Here is a 17,756-nt window from a genome sequence, read left to right as displayed (position 1 = left end):
GCAATTTTCATATAGGCCTAAATTTTTATGAATATATCTTATTTGCATTAATTTCCTTAAACTTTTTAACCTGCCCTGAAATAGCCATTTCAGTTGGTAGGCGTTCAATACTTGATGCGCCAAAAAATCCCGAAACACCCTTTGTTCTGTTTAGAACATACTCTGCATCTTCTGGTTCGGAGATTGGCCCACCGTGACATAACACGATAATATCAGGATTAATAATCTTCCCTGCATCATGGATTCGCTGAACTAAATCGACTGCCCCATCAATATCTATTGCAGTTTTCGCTCCAATTGCTCCTTTTGTTGTTAAGCCGACATGAGCAACGAGTATATCAGCACCAGCCTTTGCCATTTTTATGGCATCCTCTTCATTAAAGACATACGGTGAAGTAACTAAGCCTATTTCGTGTGCTTTTTTTATCATTTCCACTTCAAGATCATAACCCATTCCAGTTTCTTCTAGGTTTTGACGGAATTGACCATCACATAATCCAACTGTTGGAAAGTTTTGTACTCCAGAAAAACCTAATTCCTTTAGTTGTTTTAAGAAGTAATCCATGTCTCGAAACGGATCCGTTCCACAAACACCGGCTAATACCGGAGTATCTTTAACCACCGGTAACACCTCGTTACCCATTTCCACGACAATTTGATTGGCATCACCGTATGGCATTAGCCCTGCCAATGAACCACGTCCAGCCATACGGTAGCGGCCAGAGTTATAGATGATAATAAGATCAATTCCACCCATTTCAGCACTTTTTGCTGATAACCCGGTTCCAGCTCCTCCACCGATAATCACCTTTTGGTCAGCTATTTGTTTATTTAATCGCGATAATACTTCGTCTCTAGTGAGTCGCATTCTTTACACCACCTATTTTTATACTTAATAAATCCAATAATTGATTTGCTATTAAACTAGCAACACTCGGATGATTAATATCTTCTTCGACTTCTACTAATGTAATATGAGGTTTCAGGTTCTCTTTAATTCCGTTATATAAAGCTTGACGCTCTTCAATTCCCTCAAATGGCTGACCCGATTGATCTAATAACGACACCCCGCCTTTTGGAAAAACAAGAACAGTTGGTGAGGTACTCTTATTTAATTTACATGCTAAGGTTTCACCTAAGATAAAGTTCTCCTCAACCGTTGTCCTCATCAAAGTAGTTGTCGGATTATGTTGATAAAATTTCCGGTCTTTAAATTTTTCTGGTACTGTTTCAGGCGGGCCGAAATTCACCATATCTAACGCACCAACAGAAACAACTTGTGGAATTTCCTTCGCCCCTGCTACTTCTAAACGATTTTTTCCAGATGAGAAAATACCACCGACAAGTCCATCAGCCAGCTCAGTTGTGGTAATATCAACAACACCTTGGATAAAGCCATCGTTAATTAAATTTTCCATTGCATCCCCGCCTGCACCAGTAGCATGGAAGACAAGCACATCAAAACCGTTCTTTTCCAAAATCTCTCTGGTTTGATTTACACATGGCGTGGTTACACCAAACATAGTGGCCCCAATCATCGGCTTTTCTTCATTTACTACTGAAATGGAATTTCCGCGAACCATCCCACTGATGGCATTAGCTGCATTGCGAAGGATTCGGGCAGATAAACTATTAATTCCTGCAATATCCACGATCGAATACATCATCATGATATCTTTTTCCCCAACATATGGACGAGTATTGCCTGAAGCAACTGTGGAAACGATAAGTTTCGGAATACCTACCGGTACGCTCCTCATCGCTGCCGCTCCAACGGTAGTACCAGCAGTTCCACCCATTCCAAATACACCTGCAACTTGATCATTATCAACCAATTTCTTTACAATTGAAGCTGCACCATTTGTCATTACTGCCACGGCAAAGCCGCGGTCATTGTTTTTCCTGAGTTCATCGAGGGTTGATCCCCCTGCTTTGGCAACCTCTTCATTTAGAATGTCACCAGCTGAGGAAGATTCATAAACACCTGTATTGATTAACAGTGTTTCAACTCCTGATTCTTCAATAATCTCTTTAATATACAAGAATTCCTTTTCCTTGGTGTCTAATGATCCAACCAAGACAACTTTTTTACTCATGAGCACCCTCCTTTTTCACAATACTTTCGAAAAACTCTTTCGTCTGTCGAACAACTTCGACTTCCCCTAGTTTATCTTGTTGATAAAAGGACGGATAATGAGTATCGATTGTTAAAATTGCCTGTGGATCATGATCAGCAAGCGCCTTCATTATTGGTTCATGATCAAAGTCATCTTTTCCTGCAATAGCAAAGTTCCCAAACAACCCATGTCGATTGCCACTGGAGATGGAATTCGATAACCGCGATGCACCTTTTAGATGTGTTTGATTTACAGAACCTTTAATGTGTTCATACTTTTCCAAAGTAGGATATTCTCCTGCTCGCCACCCATTAACGATATCCCAATTGATTTTTAAATTAGGATGATTCGTATATTTTACGAGAATCCCCAATTCTTCACAATTACTTGTTAATGTGGGTGGTTCGTTTTCAACCAATAAAATTTTCCCTCTTTCTTTCGCCTGTTCTGCATGCCTTAGCATAATTTCGGCATTATGTTTATACTGTTTTTCCTTTTCAACATCTGCTAATAAATTAAAATCCTCTTGACGGTATAAGGAATAGATTCTAATATAGGGAGTTGCGAAAATATCCGCCAAATCAAATAAACGATCCAAGACAGTGCTCATCTGTCTATGATGATTCTCATCGTCATTACGATAGGATGGTTCTCCGGAGAAAGTACATGAATTTACTGCCCAAGAACTTAAACTACTCACCTTAAGGTTGTTCTCTTTGACTAGCAAACTTAAGTATCTAGCTCTCTCCAAAGTAATATTATCAATTGTGGATCCGTTTAATTTCCCTCTTAAATCAATGTTATCAAATCCAAGTTCCTTTGTATGTTGGAGCGCCTCTTCGAATGACTCACAGCCTAACATATCAGTGAATATACTGAGATTCATAATTTTTCCTCCTCTTCAAGCTTATTCAATCGTAATCCATTGACCAGAACGATTATTTTTATAGGCTTCAAATATTTTTGTTAAATGCAGCGAATCTTTTAATGTGGCACGTTCAATTTTCCTACCATTTAATACCGCATTAGAGAAGTGATTCACACTTTGAACCATACCTTGAAGAAAAAGGTTTTTATTATAAATCTGTCCTAAAGAAAATTCTGGTTCCCAATGCACAGGTCCATCAGCAGGGTCATCACCAATATAGGAAGGTGCTTTCCCGTATTCCCCGCTTCCCTTGGATCCCTTATAATATGTTAATCTCATGCCGTTATCGATCACGACATTCTGTTTATTTCCAATAATTTCGTATCGTTCAAAAGGACTTGTGTCTGCTTGGGTAGAGGGTAATTCTAAATTCCCAACAGCACCTGATTTAAATGATAGAAGAGTTTGCACATTTCCGCTTGGCTGGTGTTCAATGAAGCACATCTCCTTTACCTCACCCATGAGGTAATGAATGCCAGACATCGGATGGCAAATATCTAAAAACCAGTGTAAACCGGTCCTTTCTCCAAACTCCTCTTGAAATGGTGACAACGTAAGCGGATACCTGCCCGAGATGGATACTGGTTCCCCAAAAGACTGACTTTCAATAATTTTTTTAGCCTTTTCAAACGATGGGTAAAAATAGCGTTTATTGGAAACAAGAATGAATTGTCCTGTTTTTTCTTCCAATTCTACTAATTCTTCCGCTTCCTTTGCTGTATAGGCTACAGGCTTTTCAATCCAGGCAGGTAACCCAGCCTTTAGGATATCTGGAACGATCTTCGGGTATATAGGATGGCCGTTTCTATCAAAATTTAATACTACAAATACAGCATCCAAATCTTCTTTTTTTAGCATTTCCTTATAGTCTGTGTATGCCTTTTCTGCACCAAATCTCTTTTTGTAAATTTCAGCTCGTTCTATGTTTAAATCACATACCGCGACTAAGTCTACAGGTGCATAATCAAAAGTTGGATAGACATTCCTAAATGCATGCGCACCACATCCAATAAACCCTACTCTAATTTTCCTAGTATATTCATAATTGAATTTTACTGGTTCCATCATTCCGCCCCTTTTCATTGTCCTATTCTCAAAGAAATCAATTATTCCCCAATTGTCTTCCGGTCAGGTGCGGAATAGGCAATAACCATTTTACAAGGTTCCCAGCTAGTAACTGTTGCATTATGTGGGACATTCCGCGGGATTCGCAACATCATGCCCGGTTTAAGATGGTACTTTTCATCACCAAGAGTATGATCACACTCACCCGATAAGACAAAAATCATTTCTTCGCAATTTGGATGAATATGCCGGGTATTGGATTCACCTGCCTTTATGTAAACCATACCGAATGTCATTTCACACTCGGGATCTATTTCTTCCCCGCAAAGCCACTGGATTGCCCCCCAATCCATTGGTACTAAATGTTTTTCCGCATTCAAATCTGTAATCGTTGCCATTCAAAACACTCCAATTATTTGTTATTTTTTGAAAAGCCTAGTAGAAGATATTCAAAGTAAGAAGGAACTTACTTATTTGCTCCTCCTGTCATTCCTTCAACGAATGACCTTTGGAAAAAGATATATATGATGATACTTGGAATCATACTAATAACAGTTCCGCCAAAAATTAATCCAAAATTTGTTGTTTGTTCACCCTGAAAAGAATATAAACCTAACGAAATAGTAAATTTTTCCTGCGATATTAATAAAACTAATGGAAGTAAAAAGTCATTCCAGATATTCATAAATGTGAAGATTAGCAGGGCTACTAAACCTGGTTTTGCAAGTGGTAGAATAACAGACCAAAAGGTTCGCCACTCCCCCGCACCATCAATCGCTGCTGATTCCCGCAACTCTTTTGGAATATCTCTAAATGTATTTCTCATAAGAAATATCGAAAACGGCAGGGCCAAACCCGATGAAACTAAAGTAACACCAGTGAGTGTATTAACTAAGCCCATAGTTTTTAATTGAAAGAAGATTGGAATGATAATCGCCTGGATTGGTAAAGACATCCCTAGCAAGATCAAGTAGAAAAGGAGATTACTTCCTTTAAATGACAATTGTGCAAACGCATATCCTGCTGGACAGGCGACAAGGGCAACAATTACCATTCCACCAACTGTGATAAATGCACTATTTAAGAAGTACTGCTTAAAGTTTCCTAGATTCCATGCATTTATGAAGTTCTCAAAATTCCATGATTTCGGGAGCGAAAAAGGTGAGTTAAAAATCTCCATATTCGTTTTAAAACTCGCTAACACCGCATAAAAAATTGGTGCTGTTATAAGAAGAAGAAGGAGTAGTAAGAATAACCAGAGTGTAAGTTGTGATGATTTCCACCTCTTAACGAGAGCTTCCACTAATTCTCACTCCTATCACGGTAATAGTTAAAGCTAATCGTAAATGCTATAACGATTATTCCTAAGACGACACTTCCTGCAGTTGCATAGCTTACCTTATTCATACTAAATGCAGCTTTGTAGACATATGTGGAAACAAGCTCACTCATATAAAATGGACCACCTTGGGTCATGATCCAAATCAAGGCAAATCCCTTCAGAGCATTAATAATAACCATACTAATAACAACATTTAATGTATTACGTAAACTAGGGATGGTAATACTCCAGAATTTCCTGATGGGACCTGCTCCATCTAGATCAGCTGCTTCATATAGTTCAGAATTAATATTTTGCAGACCAGCTAAGAATAAAATCATGTAGAGACCATAAAAGGCCCATGTACTAGCTATTACTAATGCAGGAATAACAAAGAATGGTTCTCCCAACCAATTTTTGGCTAGACTTTCTAATCCAATTGATTTTAAAAATACATTAATTGGCCCCATGATCGGGTCATAAATTTTAGACCACAACACACCCACAACAGCCAAAGATAGAACACTTGGCAGGTAGAAACCAGCTCGAAAAAAGGTTTTTCCTTTTTTCACCCGACTAATTAAAACGGCTAAAATTAGGGTAGGTATGACCATTAATATTAAACTTAATACCACCCATAGCAAATTGTGTCCAAGTGATTTTAAAAAAATCTTATCTTCCGTCAGTTTGATATAATTATCAAACCCAACAAAATTCATCGAAGTAGCTGCACCGTCCCAGTCAAAAAAGCTGAAGCGAACTGCATCTATCATTGGATAGAGCATAAAGATTGAATACAAAATTAACGCAGGTGACAAAAAAGAAAGAATGGTAATTACTTTCTTATACTTTATTTTGTTTTTTCCCTTTATTAATGTGAGAGTTTTCTTTTTATCAATCTCTATAGAGGATGTAGAATCATATAGGTCCAAATGCATTACCCTCCTTTGCAATCAGAGGCCTAAATCATTTACTCTTCCAAATAATTTAAGCCTCAGCTTTTCTTATTTCTTGTTTAATTTAAATCCTGCAGCACGGTCTTTTTTAGCAGCGGTTTCAATATTATTCATCGCATCCTTAGGTGTTGTAAGGCCACCCACTAAACCTTGTAAATTTTGATAATAGGCTTCCTTCGCTTCTACCCCGATAAAGACACTTGGATTGTAACCTGATCCATTCTCAATATCCTTCATAGAGGTTTTTAACACCTCACCTGCTGGCACCATGCCAACCGATGCTTTTGAAGCAGGGACAAAATTGTAATCAGGTAAATTTAACACAATATTGCTATAATCTTTTGAAATGATAAAATTAAACCACTTCTCTGCTAAATCGACATCTTTTGCTTTTGTTGGAATGACCCATGTCAACCCAATCCCTCCAACTGGTTTGGCTGTTTTACCTTCAATAAAGGAAGGCATCATAAACGAATTCACACTGTTTTGTAACTTTTGATCCACAATGTCGGTAATTAAGTAGGTTCCCTCCGCCTCCATTGCAGCCTTTTTACTTAAAAATCTAAACTTAGAATCGGGTTGCGTTTGGGTTACAGACTCTTTGGTGATGTATCCCTTTTTTACCCAATCAGCCATCATTTCAGCTACTTTTACAACTTCCGGATCATTCCATTTACCGTTTCCATAGATAAGATCTTCAACCTTTTCAGTACCTGCAACTGACTCTAGCATGACACCAAATAGCCAGCCAATCGCATACCCATTTCGTGCTCCTACGGTAATTGGTGAAACACCAGCATCCTTTAACCTTTGAAGCGCTTTCAAAAATTCATCTTTTGTTGTTGGAACCTTAATTCCATTTTGTTCATAAATATCTTTATTATAGAAAAATCCTATCGCATCAAGCATATGTGGTAATTCATAGATGTTTTCCTCACCAGATATAAGATCATAAGCAAATGGACGCAATTGATCTTTCCAATTATTTTCCTCATACAATTTATTTAACGGTTGAATTAAATTTACATCGGATAATACAGAAACTCTTCCGGGACCTGCATTCATTAGAATAGCATCAGGGGGATTAACGCCTGATTGTAAGAGAGTTGGTAACTTTCCAGATTCTACTTGGACATCACCATTCGCAACATTTACATTAACACCAGGATTGAGTTCTTTAAATTTATCAACAACCTTTGCCCATTGTTGTTTTTCTATATCGTTAAAATAATTTGGAATATATAGATCAAGTGTCTTTTCTTTCTCACCGTTTGCACTCTCACTTTTGCTTCTTTCCTTATTATTTCCTTTCTTTTCGCTGGAACTAGCTGTTGGAGACTGACAACCGACAATCATTGTTAACACGATAACCAATGTTAGTGCCAATGCAAAATAACGACGATACTTTCTCACTCATGACCCTCCCAGTACTTTTTCTTCAATGAAATTTTTTACAGGAAAACTATTAGACCTAATAAAAAGTAATTTACTTTTTATCCTCCCTTCGATATTCTTAAAATAATAATTTATAACTTACTGATAATTATAAATTTTATAAATAATATAACAACGGGGCAAATGGTAGGAAAAAGGTGACATTTCGTGGATTACAAAAAAGGCTTGGATCAAACACTATTAAAACGTGAGGAGTTAGCTAATTAATGAGATTTGCAAACTCAATCTTCTTTAAACTTCTGATTTCATTTATACTCATTTCAATTATTCCACTTTCATTCGTCGGTTGGATTACTTATGATAAATATTCACAAAATCTTTTTGAAAAATTAGAATACCACGCAAATTACATCTTAAGTCAGAAAATGAAAGCACTTAATACTTTTTTGTTTGACCTAGAAAGAATGCAATCCGGATTAAAGAGCAGTACTGTATTTTCTCAATATCTAGCAAATCAAGATCCCACTTTACACCCTCAGTTTTATTTAAAACTTGATGCGCTAATGGAAAGTATCCAAACGATCCGCCCTGAAACCGTTGGAATTACTATTATTAGCAATAATGGATTCGTATACAATTACGGTTATTCTCTTAATATGAACTTCACAAAAGATAACTTTAATAAACTTTCATGGTTACAAGAGATAGAGAAAAATAACCTGAATCCACTCATTACAAATATCCATACCAGAGAATACTCCAACCTGGATAAAGATCAAAAGGTCTATTCTTATGTTCAAAAGGTTTGGGATAAAAGACTTAGGAGTTTTGGCTATATCGTTATCGATTTTAAACCCGAATTACTCCAAAGCATATTAAATAATGAACTTGATTCATCCAATTCTTCTGGGACATTTATCTATAGCCAAAATAGTTTTGTTTTACCACCCAAAAAGACAGCACGTATTTCGTTTGACTCCGTTAAAAATCAAAAAAATGGGTCGGCCATCCATACAAATGTTGATATGAACTACCTATTGTTTAAACAATATAATCCGAATACCAAATGGTTTGTAGCCGAATATTTTGAAGTGGATGAGTTTTCCAAGCCTATAAACGATATAAAATTAATTGCTTGGTTAGTTACGATAGTTAGTGTAATCGTTTGTTTATTAGCAGCAATGTTTATTTCACTCAGAATCTCCCAGCCAATTAAGAGACTGCAGCAAGTGATGACGAATGTAAAAAATGGTAACCTCAACCAGAAATTCAATATTAATTCTAAGGATGAAATTGGCGAACTTGGCCGAGGGTTTAATGAAATGCTTGTTCAAATAAACAAATTAATTAAATCTGTATCCAAAGAGGAGAAATTAAAAAAGGCAGCAGAAATTACGGCCCTTCAGCTCCAAATTAATCCTCATTTCCTGTACAATACCCTTGAATCGATTAACTCATTAGCACGGATAAAAAAAGAATATGAAATAAGCCACTTAATCGTATTATTAGGCCGATTATTACGATTAAGTATCAGCTCCTTTGAGGAAAAAATACCTATTAATCAGGAGGTTATGTATATAGAAAGTTATTTAGAAATTCAAAAGGTCAGAATGAGAGACCCTCTTGACTATTCAATTCTTCTAGATGATGGAATTAAAGATTGCCTGACAGTAAAGTTAATCCTGCAGCCAATTGTGGAGAATGCGGTTATTCACGGAATCGACCCTTTAAGATCTTCTGGTAGGATTATAATTGAAGGAAGGTTATTAGAGGGATTCATAATCTTTACGATTAAAGACAATGGGAAAGGAATAGATCCTGAGCAACTTGAACAAATACGTGACCGTTTGAAAAATAACGCTGAGGATTTATCAAAATACAAAAATAAAATAGGTTTATACAATGTTCAAACTAGGATTCTATTACATTATGGAGATAATTATGGAATCAGTATAGATAGCAAAATCAACAGGGGTACAACTGTCACCATTAAAATTCCGATTGAGGTGTGTGATGTCATTGAAAAAAATGTTAATTGTGGATGATGACTGGTTAATTTCCAACAGTTTAATGTCAATGGATGAATGGAATGAGCGAAATATTGATGTCATCGGTACAGCAGAAAATGGAAATGAAGCATTGTATTGGATGGAAAATGAGAAAATCGACATCATTTTAACTGATATTCGTATGCCCCATATGGATGGAATTGAATTAACCAAATATATCTACGAACATTCACCGAGAATCCAAGTCATTATTATGAGTGGATATGAAGAATTTTCATATGCACAAAATGCACTAAAATATAATGCAAAGGGTTACATTTTAAAACCCATTGATACGATTGAGTTATTTGAAGTTATTGATAAAATTTTAAAGGAATCTGTGATCCCAAAGCAAGATCTCCCTTCAATTGAAGATAAATCATCTACTTACCATGAAAGATTAGTGCTAAGTGCCAAATCCTACATAAATGCTAATTATATGAATCCAATCACCTTAAAGGATGTATCAAAGCGTGTTCACCTAACAGAGCATTACTTTGGCCAAATTTTCAAATCAACGACCAGTGAATCCTTCATTCATTTTCTAACCAGGGTTAGATTGGAAAAGGCCTGTCAATTATTAAAAAACCCAAACCTTAAATACTACGAAATTAGTCAGCAAATTGGCTATAATGACCCCAAATACTTTACTAAAATGTTTCAAAAAATGTATGACCTAACCCCAAAAGAATATAGAAAACAGGTTTTTAATAAATAAACGATTTGTAAATCTAAAAAGTGACAGTCTGTCTTCTTGAAAAATGAGACAGTCTGTCATTTTAATTCGTACCAGGGATCAAGCACCAACATTCAGGCACGTTTTTCCCCGGTTTTGCACGTTCCTAAACTTCTAAGCCTGCCATGCCGAAGCCGCCAGGTCCTGCATGTGTAGATATCATTGCACCAGCCTGTATCCATTTTACATTTTTGAAACCAGCTTCTTTTGCCAGTTCATCCATCCGCGCCTTAATCCTTTCATCAAGTCCAATTGAGTATAGGAGGCCAGTCTTGATTTAGGAACCATGGATTCAATTTTCCCTACTAAACTTCCGGGTTCAATCGTAGGTTCTTTCTCTAACAAGTTAACCGCATACATCACAATGGCAGTTAATCCGCCTGTAACATTTAAAGCGTCAATTAGAAAAATATCAGCCAATTCTTCCGATGCGATGATTGCATTTTGGAAGGATGAAGATGCCTTTGAGGTATAAACAATATGGACAATAATACAATCAGGAAAATCACTTTTTATCTTCATAAAAAATTCATGATATTCATGGGAATTTGTGGACGTAGTCGATGGTATTTTTTTTGAGCGCTCATAATAATCATAAATATCCTCTACAGGTAACGAACCATCTAATAATCCTACCCACCCATGATGACGTGCATCGGGACCACTTGAATATTATGTTTGTCCGCTAAATCTTTGGGTAAATCTGCACCACTCTCTGTCGATAAAATCATTCACCTCATCGATATCCTCCACTTCTATATTTAAAACCGCTGCCATTCATTCTGCATTTTATATTTATTTTAACTATACCTGAATAGGAAAATAATTGATGTAGTAATCTCAATTAAATTGCCCTTAGTTACTACCAGATTTTTCCCAGAAATCTTTCCACACTGATTCTATTCTTAATTTTATTCGACCATGGCCTTCCTTCGATTAAAATACCTTCCTCCTTGATCTATAGGTAAAGGCATCATCTTAATAGATGATGCCTCTTGTGATTATGGAGAGTGATTTGTCTTTATTTTTCCTTTTTATAAAAACGCTCCCCTGTTTGGTAGTTATAGTACACTCTTGTTTTCTCATTGGTCACAGGGTCAATGTTTATTTCTTCTGTTTTTTTAAATCCGGCTGGCACCTTTTCGTCTTGCCTACTTTTGAAACGTTTGTCAAAAACAAACACTCCTAATAAAATTAGGACAATAACAGCGAATGGTCAAAATCACCAGTAAAGTCCAAGAAATCCATGAAAGTTCATGAGAATTAATACCGAATTGATATAAACCTACTCCAGCCCAAACTCACTAAAACCGAAGGAATTATTGGATAAATCAATCCAACGAAACTAAAAACAAAACATGCGATGATTATCATCCAAATAAGGGATCTCCAATATACAATACACCTCAATTTATTAACATATTCAACCAATATAAATACTCCTTCCATATTATCCTAATTTCCATCTCTTTTACAATGTTCTTCTAGAAGCCCGCTACTACTACCGGCGCAGCAATATTGAATTCAAAAAAAACACCCACAAAGGTTGATTGAACCCCTTTGCGAGTGTTTATAAGTAGATAGAAAGGTACTTTAAGTGTTACTCTTCAATTCTGAAATAGTCGTTCAAGTTCCTCTTTCTCGTCAACTGATAGCAAGCTCTCCGCCAGCGGAAACAGCATTTTTTCTTCTTTCGCAAAGTGTTGTGTTAACGTTGCAAGAGCTTGGACAGCATACACAGCAATCCATCCCGCAGCATCTTCATCAATGTCCACTCCCGCCTTTTCAGCTTCCGTTAGAAAATCCTCTAGATGCTGCTCGGCCTTCTCATGTTCCGATTCCATCTCTTCGATGGTTCGATCATTTGCTCCAAGATGGCGTGTAATCATCGGGAACAAACCTTCTTCCTCGCGTTTGGAATGGGCCTTCAGCATATTATTGAAAGCAGAAACCTGCTCGTACAATTTCGCAAACAGTTGTATCACTTCAGGACCCGAATCACATTCTATGTCTTCTGTGATCTCATAGATAAGATCCATATCTTTTCGGAGCGACATATGCTCGTCCATTAATTGTTGCAGTGGAGCACTAAATACAACGTTCGAAGCCTTCATCGGATAATCCCCCTCATCCTGCCATCACCAATCAGCCGAGATTCCTCTCATCGCTGATGGCTCTGCACTCTTTTTCAAGCATACGCCAAAAGTGTCGATTCTTGTGTGATGAGAATCATAATTTAGACTTCCAATACGAAGGTTATTCTTCTTAACTAGTGCACGCTACTACTGAAGCTTTTAAACTCTTTTCTTTAAACGTCCGACAAGAGGTATTACAACGATACCCGCAATGACGATCTGCATAATATTTCCGGGTACGGAGCCGAATGGCTGGATCCAGTTGCCATAAAGGATGACTTCTGTAAAATAGTAACCTACAACTTTTATGATTAGTGCAGTTGCGATTGCCAGTGTGTTAACAAGGGCTCTTTTGCCGGGTACTTTTTCGGAAATAAGTCCGACTACGAATCCCATTGTACCTACGATGATAAAGGTAAATGGTGCCCAAAGTGTCCAGCCGGAGATAATATCGAAGAGACCCATTCCGAAGGCACCTGCGATTGCTCCAGTTTTTTTGCCGTAAACCAAGGCTGCGATAAAGAGAGGCACGTTCCCCAGATGGATGAGGCCTCCGTTCCCCATCAATGGGAGCCTGATTTGAATAAACATCGTGACGACTAAGGTTAAGGCAATAAAAAGTGCATTGATGACGATGGTTCTTGTGTTGGTTGTTCTTGTTGGTGTGAATGTTGAATTCATTTTGATAACCTCTTCTTTTTTAGAATAATAACTTTTTTTATTATACACGGAAAATTAAGATAAATAAATCCCTCACTTCTCCCTCTCAAAATACCCCGCTATCGCAGGAAGAGGTTGATTGCCTTTGTACTGGCCTTTGCTTCTCTTGATAGGAATCTATTTCTTCTACGGTCAATAAATTTTCATTTTCCCAGTTTTTCAGTATCCCAACCACATAGTTCAACCTTCGCTTGTTATTGGCACTGGCAATATTCATGGCTTTTAAGATGATCTCTCCGGGCTGTAAGAAGCTAGAATCATCTAACCAAGATAACAGCTGCTGTTTCGCATTGATGTTTGTGAAACCAAATCCATTGTTGTCCCAAAACTCAACAATTTCTTTAACAACAACCTCTTCTTGATTATTGTTTAAAGGAGGCACCTTATCTTGTTTGTATGCGAATATGGGATTAAGATCTGTTTGTTGTTGTTGTTGTTTTTCTTTATCTTCTTCTTTATCTTCTTCTTTATCTTCTTCTTTATCTTCTTCTTTATCTTCTTCTTGTCCACGTATCGTAAGACGATTGGTCACCGTATCGTCAATTTCTTCCCATTCAGGAGTTTGGTCGGCAAGATTAACATTCTGGCCACTTAAGATAAACTCTTCTTTTTTACAAAAAGATTCATATAGACTGCGGAATTCTTGTTTTGGAATCAACTCTGAAACATACTTAATTAAGGAGGCATCCTTGACCGCCCTTAGTTCGGAACAAATACAATCCACCATTGGTTTGCCAGCCTTATCAAAGTTATTTCCCCCCCAGTTTTTAATGGCAAGCTCTCTTGTTTCAGGATTATAACGAATCAGCTGGTGATGGGTGATGAATCGGTCCATTAATGAATGAACACTTTCAATGGAATAGCCCATATCAAAGGCCATCTGGTTTCTCGTAATTTGATAGATTCCAATATGAGTACTACGCTGATTCGTTAAAAGATATAAATAAAAGTATCTGTCCTCTGGTGTCATTTCCTCTGAGACCATTGGATCCATCCAAAAATCAACACGCACTTTTCTAAACTTTGCCATCCTCAACCACTGCCCTTCTCTTGAAAAATACCTTCATCTTTTATATAGAAAGATATGAACAAAAAGGTCATAGAGTTTTCTTTAAACTTTTAAAAATTTATGACACCCTTCCATCACCATTTCCTATGAGGGGGCAGTATCTGAAAGCCCTCCTCTTCGACCCTTCTACCATATCGAGATTAGTTGAGGATGGCGAACAGCCATTTTTCACTTTTGAGGCCTATTTTAGAGCGAAAACGTCAAAAAACACCTTCAAAAGTGATTTTTGAAGGCGTTTTTTGCCATTTCGGTGATTTTTTAGTCTTTTTTTTGTGAAGGCATTTAATCTTTCTTAGGTTAAATACCTTCCAACGAAACCCCAAATAATTCTACTCTAATACAAATAGGAGAGCCTAACGTATTTAATAGGCTCAGTAAAAACTGTGGTAATAAAGCCTAAGTCTCATTGACTAATAAAAGTGTATCATTGTAAATATTTTTACTGATACGGTAGCCATTAGTTATTAGTTGGTCTAAATATGGCTTAATTTCGGGTAATAAACCTATTTTTTTAGCAGCAATTAGTATTCCGACTACCCCTATTGTTTTAAGCATTAGTGTTTCAGCAAATTTTCTTGCTGATCTATCATCAATAATTACTCTAGAAATATTCAATTCTTTTGCTGCTATAATTACTTCTAATTCACCTTTATGTAATCGACCATATAATTCTTCCACCAATTCAATCTGGTGAACTTTATATAAAAGTATTTTTTCTTCTCTTATTGCATGTTCTAATTCATCTATTCCAATAGTTTTATATTGATTTCCATGAGTAATCTCATGATAAACTTCATTTGGAATAATCACTTCATCAAATAATTCCCAAATTAAATGCAATTGATTAATCATAGACAGTGCAATAATTGGACTTGAATTACAAACTATTTTTGTCATAATCATTTTTCTTTTCTCTTAATAAATCGGCTATCGTTTCTGTATCGTTATTCAGACTCTCTTCCGTATATTCGGACCAAGGTATTTTTTTTATTTGAAGGACATATATAAAATCATTTATTGATAAATTGGCAATCTCTGCTGCTCTAGCGAGTGAAACTGATTTTGCGACAAATAAGCTAATTGCGATGGAAGTCTTAATAGAATCAACAACTGTGGTACCCTTTCCAAGTTCATTAATTAATTGGATAACATCATCTGGTAAATCAAGTTTATACTCACCCATTGCCATTTTTTTCACTCCGTCCATTTTAGTGTTGTTGTTTCGAAAAAATACATTCGTAATTTATGGCTAAATTTCAATTAACTATCAAAGCTCCACAGAATGATTATTGATTATGAAATGAATCTATATCCGTTAATCTGATAATACCATTCAGAAAGATAATGGTAAATTATTAGCAAAAGTGGTTTAAAATCAAACTTGCTTATCTTACCTGCGTGTTGTTGATTGAAGGAGAATTATGTTAATAAATAAAACAGCCAGACATTTATCCTGGCTGTATTTATTCATTTCCTTTCAATTTAACCTCACCCACCGGTTCCAACAATCCCATTATTTTATATTTATTTAAAATTGAGTGAGAATGAATTATGTGGTATCAATTCTGAGGCGATATGGGAGAATAATAAGACTATTTTTATTAAGCTAGGTATTTTAACAACATCAAATATACATATAAAAGCGCCAAAATAGAATAGAAAAAATCTTTCAATTATACTGATGATTAGGATACAAATGATTCTGAGAGAAAGAAGGTCTATTTATGCTATTTTATGTGATTGCAATTCTTGTTATTGTGATGGACCAGCTTTCTAAATATCTAATTCGGACCTGCATCGAAATCAATGAGACAGTAACTATGTGGGGAATTCCACTCACACATATCGAAAATAGCGGGATGGCAGGAGGTTTATTTCAAGGCTATGCGCGGCTCTTCGGAGTCGGGGCCGTGTTATTTGTGATGGTTGTTTTATATTTTCGCAGAAATGAAGAAATGAAAGGAGCTCTCATTGATAGTAGTTTTGGATTCCTAGTCGGAGGAGCACTTGGAAATGGCATTGATCGACTTGTGTTTGGGCAGGTAACAGATTTTATCATTCGCTCTGGTGGAATTCTAAACTTGGCCGATCATGCGATCGAGATCGGCGGGTTACTGCTTATTATTTTCGGAGTCGTTAACTGGTTTAAAAATAAGGACTAGCCATTTTATACTGTTTCTTCGGGAAGAGGTAAAGGAAAAATAGTAAGAAAAATTTACCATTTTACCCAAAACTGTATTACAATATACATGATAAATTTTTTCATATAAAAGGAGGTTTACCTATGTCAAATAATGTTCAACCAGGGGAATTTTATATTGGAACTGTGGAAGAAAACTGGACCGAGGATGCCCTTTTTTACGAGTATAGCACGGCTGCTGATCCAATCGGCAGTGGGATTACCAGTCCGATCCCGCCTAAAGAATTTGCACCTGAACTATATAATTCAGGAGAAACTCGTATGGTATCACTGGATTTATCTAATGAGCTGAAAACCAACTATCCAGCAACGAGTCCCTCCCTCCTTGCTCAATTTATTCGAATTAAGGCAGGAGATTCGATCCAAACACAACCAAATGCAACTAGTGAATTATATTATATAATTTCGGGAGATGGCACTACCGAAGTAAATGGTCAAACCATCCGTTGGAAAAAAGGTGACTTTTTAACACTTCCCGCTGGATCAGTTAGTCGTCATCTAGCAGCAGAGGATTCAACCATCTACTACATTTTGGACACTCCACTTCTTGACTACTTGGGAGCGAAAGCCACAGAGGCGCGTTTTAAACCGACGCTTTATTCAGCGGAACGGGCGAAAGCAAAATTAGATGAGGTAGCTAATGCACCCGATGCACATTTAAAAAACCGTATCTCCATTTTGTTAAATAATCAAAACTTCGAACAAACTTTAACGATTACACATGTATTATGGGCTATGTTTGGCATTGTACCCGCAGGCGCAAACCAAGCTCCCCATAGTCATAAATCAGTTGCACTTGACTTTGTAGCCTACGCTGCACCTGGGACCTATACATTAGTTGGGGATAAAGTAGACCCTCAGACCAAACAAATCATTGATCCGATTCGGATTGACTGGGTAACTGGAAAAGCCTTCGTTACCCCGCCAGGGCTGTGGCACTCTCACCATAATGAATCAGGGGAACCCGCATTCATTATCCCCATCCAAGATGCAGGTCTGCAAACCTATCTTCGTACTTTGGATATTCAATTTATCCATTATGATGAGGAATAGAAGCATTCAATTT

Annotated in this window: 18 protein-coding genes and 1 pseudogene; 4 read left to right on the top strand and 15 right to left on the bottom strand. The window is 36.8% G+C overall.

Features of this window, described 5'->3' with window-relative positions; translation table 11 throughout:
- Positions 1 to 25 precede the first annotated feature (25 nt).
- The 8 genes from RCG22_RS00920 to RCG22_RS00885 form a co-directional block, all read right to left on the bottom strand.
- Complete coding sequence (locus tag RCG22_RS00920; protein ID WP_308105312.1) at positions 26 to 868, bottom strand: phosphoenolpyruvate hydrolase family protein; 843 nt, start codon at positions 866 to 868, stop codon at positions 26 to 28.
- The gene (locus RCG22_RS00915) at positions 855 to 2,096 is read right to left on the bottom strand and encodes a Tm-1-like ATP-binding domain-containing protein (protein WP_308105311.1); all 1,242 of its coding nucleotides are present in this window, start codon (positions 2,094 to 2,096) and stop codon (positions 855 to 857) included. The genes RCG22_RS00920 and RCG22_RS00915 overlap by 14 nt, the downstream gene beginning before the upstream one ends.
- The gene (locus tag RCG22_RS00910) at positions 2,089 to 3,003 is read right to left on the bottom strand and encodes a sugar phosphate isomerase/epimerase family protein (RefSeq protein WP_308105310.1); all 915 of its coding nucleotides are present in this window, start codon (positions 3,001 to 3,003) and stop codon (positions 2,089 to 2,091) included. The genes RCG22_RS00915 and RCG22_RS00910 overlap by 8 nt, the downstream gene beginning before the upstream one ends.
- Before the next feature lie 21 nt (positions 3,004 to 3,024).
- Positions 3,025 to 4,110, bottom strand: coding sequence for a Gfo/Idh/MocA family protein (locus tag RCG22_RS00905; RefSeq protein ID WP_308105309.1), 1,086 nt, complete (start codon positions 4,108 to 4,110; stop codon positions 3,025 to 3,027).
- A 41-nt stretch (positions 4,111 to 4,151) separates the two neighbouring features.
- A complete protein-coding gene (locus tag RCG22_RS00900; protein ID WP_308105308.1) occupies positions 4,152 to 4,508 on the bottom strand; it encodes a cupin domain-containing protein in 357 nt (118 codons plus the stop codon).
- A 68-nt stretch (positions 4,509 to 4,576) separates the two neighbouring features.
- Positions 4,577 to 5,413 (bottom strand): carbohydrate ABC transporter permease, encoded by an 837-nt coding sequence (locus tag RCG22_RS00895; RefSeq protein WP_308105307.1) that lies wholly within the window; start codon positions 5,411 to 5,413, stop codon positions 4,577 to 4,579.
- On the bottom strand, positions 5,413 to 6,363 hold the full coding sequence (locus tag RCG22_RS00890; RefSeq protein WP_308105306.1) for a carbohydrate ABC transporter permease: 951 nt from the start codon (positions 6,361 to 6,363) through the stop codon (positions 5,413 to 5,415). The genes RCG22_RS00895 and RCG22_RS00890 overlap by 1 nt, the downstream gene beginning before the upstream one ends.
- Before the next feature lie 72 nt (positions 6,364 to 6,435).
- Positions 6,436 to 7,800 (bottom strand): ABC transporter substrate-binding protein, encoded by a 1,365-nt coding sequence (locus tag RCG22_RS00885; protein ID WP_308105305.1) that lies wholly within the window; start codon positions 7,798 to 7,800, stop codon positions 6,436 to 6,438.
- A gap of 248 nt (positions 7,801 to 8,048) precedes the next feature.
- On the opposite strand from RCG22_RS00885, the gene RCG22_RS00880 reads away from it, so the two are divergent.
- Positions 8,049 to 9,827, top strand: coding sequence for a sensor histidine kinase (locus RCG22_RS00880; protein WP_308105304.1), 1,779 nt, complete (start codon positions 8,049 to 8,051; stop codon positions 9,825 to 9,827).
- Positions 9,811 to 10,548 (top strand): response regulator transcription factor, encoded by a 738-nt coding sequence (locus RCG22_RS00875; RefSeq protein WP_308107057.1) that lies wholly within the window; start codon positions 9,811 to 9,813, stop codon positions 10,546 to 10,548. Before RCG22_RS00880 ends, RCG22_RS00875 begins: the two co-directional genes overlap by 17 nt.
- 124 nt (positions 10,549 to 10,672) lie before the next feature.
- Here RCG22_RS00875 and RCG22_RS00870 read toward each other — a convergent pair.
- The 7 genes and pseudogenes from RCG22_RS00870 to RCG22_RS00840 form a co-directional block, all read right to left on the bottom strand.
- Positions 10,673 to 11,297 (bottom strand): annotated as a pseudogene (locus RCG22_RS00870) (DegV family protein).
- Positions 11,298 to 11,587: 290 nt separating this feature from the next.
- Positions 11,588 to 11,749 (bottom strand): hypothetical protein, encoded by a 162-nt coding sequence (locus RCG22_RS00865; protein ID WP_308105303.1) that lies wholly within the window; start codon positions 11,747 to 11,749, stop codon positions 11,588 to 11,590.
- 424 nt (positions 11,750 to 12,173) lie between these two features.
- Positions 12,174 to 12,680, bottom strand: coding sequence for a hemerythrin domain-containing protein (locus tag RCG22_RS00860; RefSeq protein ID WP_308105302.1), 507 nt, complete (start codon positions 12,678 to 12,680; stop codon positions 12,174 to 12,176).
- A gap of 180 nt (positions 12,681 to 12,860) precedes the next feature.
- A complete protein-coding gene (locus tag RCG22_RS00855; protein ID WP_098263701.1) occupies positions 12,861 to 13,382 on the bottom strand; it encodes an ECF transporter S component in 522 nt (173 codons plus the stop codon).
- A gap of 85 nt (positions 13,383 to 13,467) precedes the next feature.
- On the bottom strand, positions 13,468 to 14,451 hold the full coding sequence (locus RCG22_RS00850) for a DnaD domain-containing protein (protein WP_308105300.1): 984 nt from the start codon (positions 14,449 to 14,451) through the stop codon (positions 13,468 to 13,470).
- 435 nt (positions 14,452 to 14,886) lie between these two features.
- Positions 14,887 to 15,393 (bottom strand): PIN domain-containing protein, encoded by a 507-nt coding sequence (locus RCG22_RS00845; RefSeq protein ID WP_308105299.1) that lies wholly within the window; start codon positions 15,391 to 15,393, stop codon positions 14,887 to 14,889.
- On the bottom strand, positions 15,368 to 15,697 hold the full coding sequence (locus tag RCG22_RS00840) for a UPF0175 family protein (protein WP_308105298.1): 330 nt from the start codon (positions 15,695 to 15,697) through the stop codon (positions 15,368 to 15,370). The genes RCG22_RS00845 and RCG22_RS00840 overlap by 26 nt, the downstream gene beginning before the upstream one ends.
- A 517-nt stretch (positions 15,698 to 16,214) precedes the next feature.
- Between RCG22_RS00840 and lspA the strand changes: the two genes are divergently transcribed.
- Positions 16,215 to 16,652, top strand: a complete 438-nt coding sequence (lspA, locus tag RCG22_RS00835; protein ID WP_308105297.1) for a signal peptidase II — start codon at positions 16,215 to 16,217, stop codon at positions 16,650 to 16,652.
- 122 nt (positions 16,653 to 16,774) lie between these two features.
- Positions 16,775 to 17,743 (top strand): cupin domain-containing protein, encoded by a 969-nt coding sequence (locus RCG22_RS00830; RefSeq protein ID WP_308105296.1) that lies wholly within the window; start codon positions 16,775 to 16,777, stop codon positions 17,741 to 17,743.
- The last annotated feature ends 13 nt before the right edge of the window (positions 17,744 to 17,756 follow it).

Source organism: Neobacillus nitrireducens, assembly GCF_030915405.1.
GTDB lineage: Bacteria > Bacillota > Bacilli > Bacillales > Cytobacillaceae > Neobacillus.
This window is presented reverse-complemented; position numbering and strand designations above follow the sequence as displayed.

What these genes read in the sequence shown, in the direction of transcription:
- RCG22_RS00850 (WP_308105300.1), bottom strand. Translation starts at nt 14,451, where the DNA reads ATGGCAAAGTTTAGAAAAGTGCGTGTTGATTTTTGGATGGATCCAATG.
- RCG22_RS00880 (WP_308105304.1), top strand. Translation starts at nt 8,049, where the DNA reads ATGAGATTTGCAAACTCAATCTTCTTTAAACTTCTGATTTCATTTATA.
- RCG22_RS00910 (WP_308105310.1), bottom strand. Translation starts at nt 3,003, where the DNA reads ATGAATCTCAGTATATTCACTGATATGTTAGGCTGTGAGTCATTCGAA.
- RCG22_RS00905 (WP_308105309.1), bottom strand. Translation starts at nt 4,110, where the DNA reads ATGGAACCAGTAAAATTCAATTATGAATATACTAGGAAAATTAGAGTA.
- lspA (WP_308105297.1), top strand. Translation starts at nt 16,215, where the DNA reads ATGCTATTTTATGTGATTGCAATTCTTGTTATTGTGATGGACCAGCTT.
- RCG22_RS00830 (WP_308105296.1), top strand. Translation starts at nt 16,775, where the DNA reads ATGTCAAATAATGTTCAACCAGGGGAATTTTATATTGGAACTGTGGAA.
- RCG22_RS00840 (WP_308105298.1), bottom strand. Translation starts at nt 15,697, where the DNA reads ATGGACGGAGTGAAAAAAATGGCAATGGGTGAGTATAAACTTGATTTA.
- RCG22_RS00920 (WP_308105312.1), bottom strand. Translation starts at nt 868, where the DNA reads ATGCGACTCACTAGAGACGAAGTATTATCGCGATTAAATAAACAAATA.
- RCG22_RS00875 (WP_308107057.1), top strand. Translation starts at nt 9,811, where the DNA reads ATGTTAATTGTGGATGATGACTGGTTAATTTCCAACAGTTTAATGTCA.
- RCG22_RS00855 (WP_098263701.1), bottom strand. Translation starts at nt 13,382, where the DNA reads ATGAATTCAACATTCACACCAACAAGAACAACCAACACAAGAACCATC.
- RCG22_RS00860 (WP_308105302.1), bottom strand. Translation starts at nt 12,680, where the DNA reads ATGAAGGCTTCGAACGTTGTATTTAGTGCTCCACTGCAACAATTAATG.
- RCG22_RS00900 (WP_308105308.1), bottom strand. Translation starts at nt 4,508, where the DNA reads ATGGCAACGATTACAGATTTGAATGCGGAAAAACATTTAGTACCAATG.
- RCG22_RS00845 (WP_308105299.1), bottom strand. Translation starts at nt 15,393, where the DNA reads ATGATTATGACAAAAATAGTTTGTAATTCAAGTCCAATTATTGCACTG.
- RCG22_RS00915 (WP_308105311.1), bottom strand. Translation starts at nt 2,096, where the DNA reads ATGAGTAAAAAAGTTGTCTTGGTTGGATCATTAGACACCAAGGAAAAG.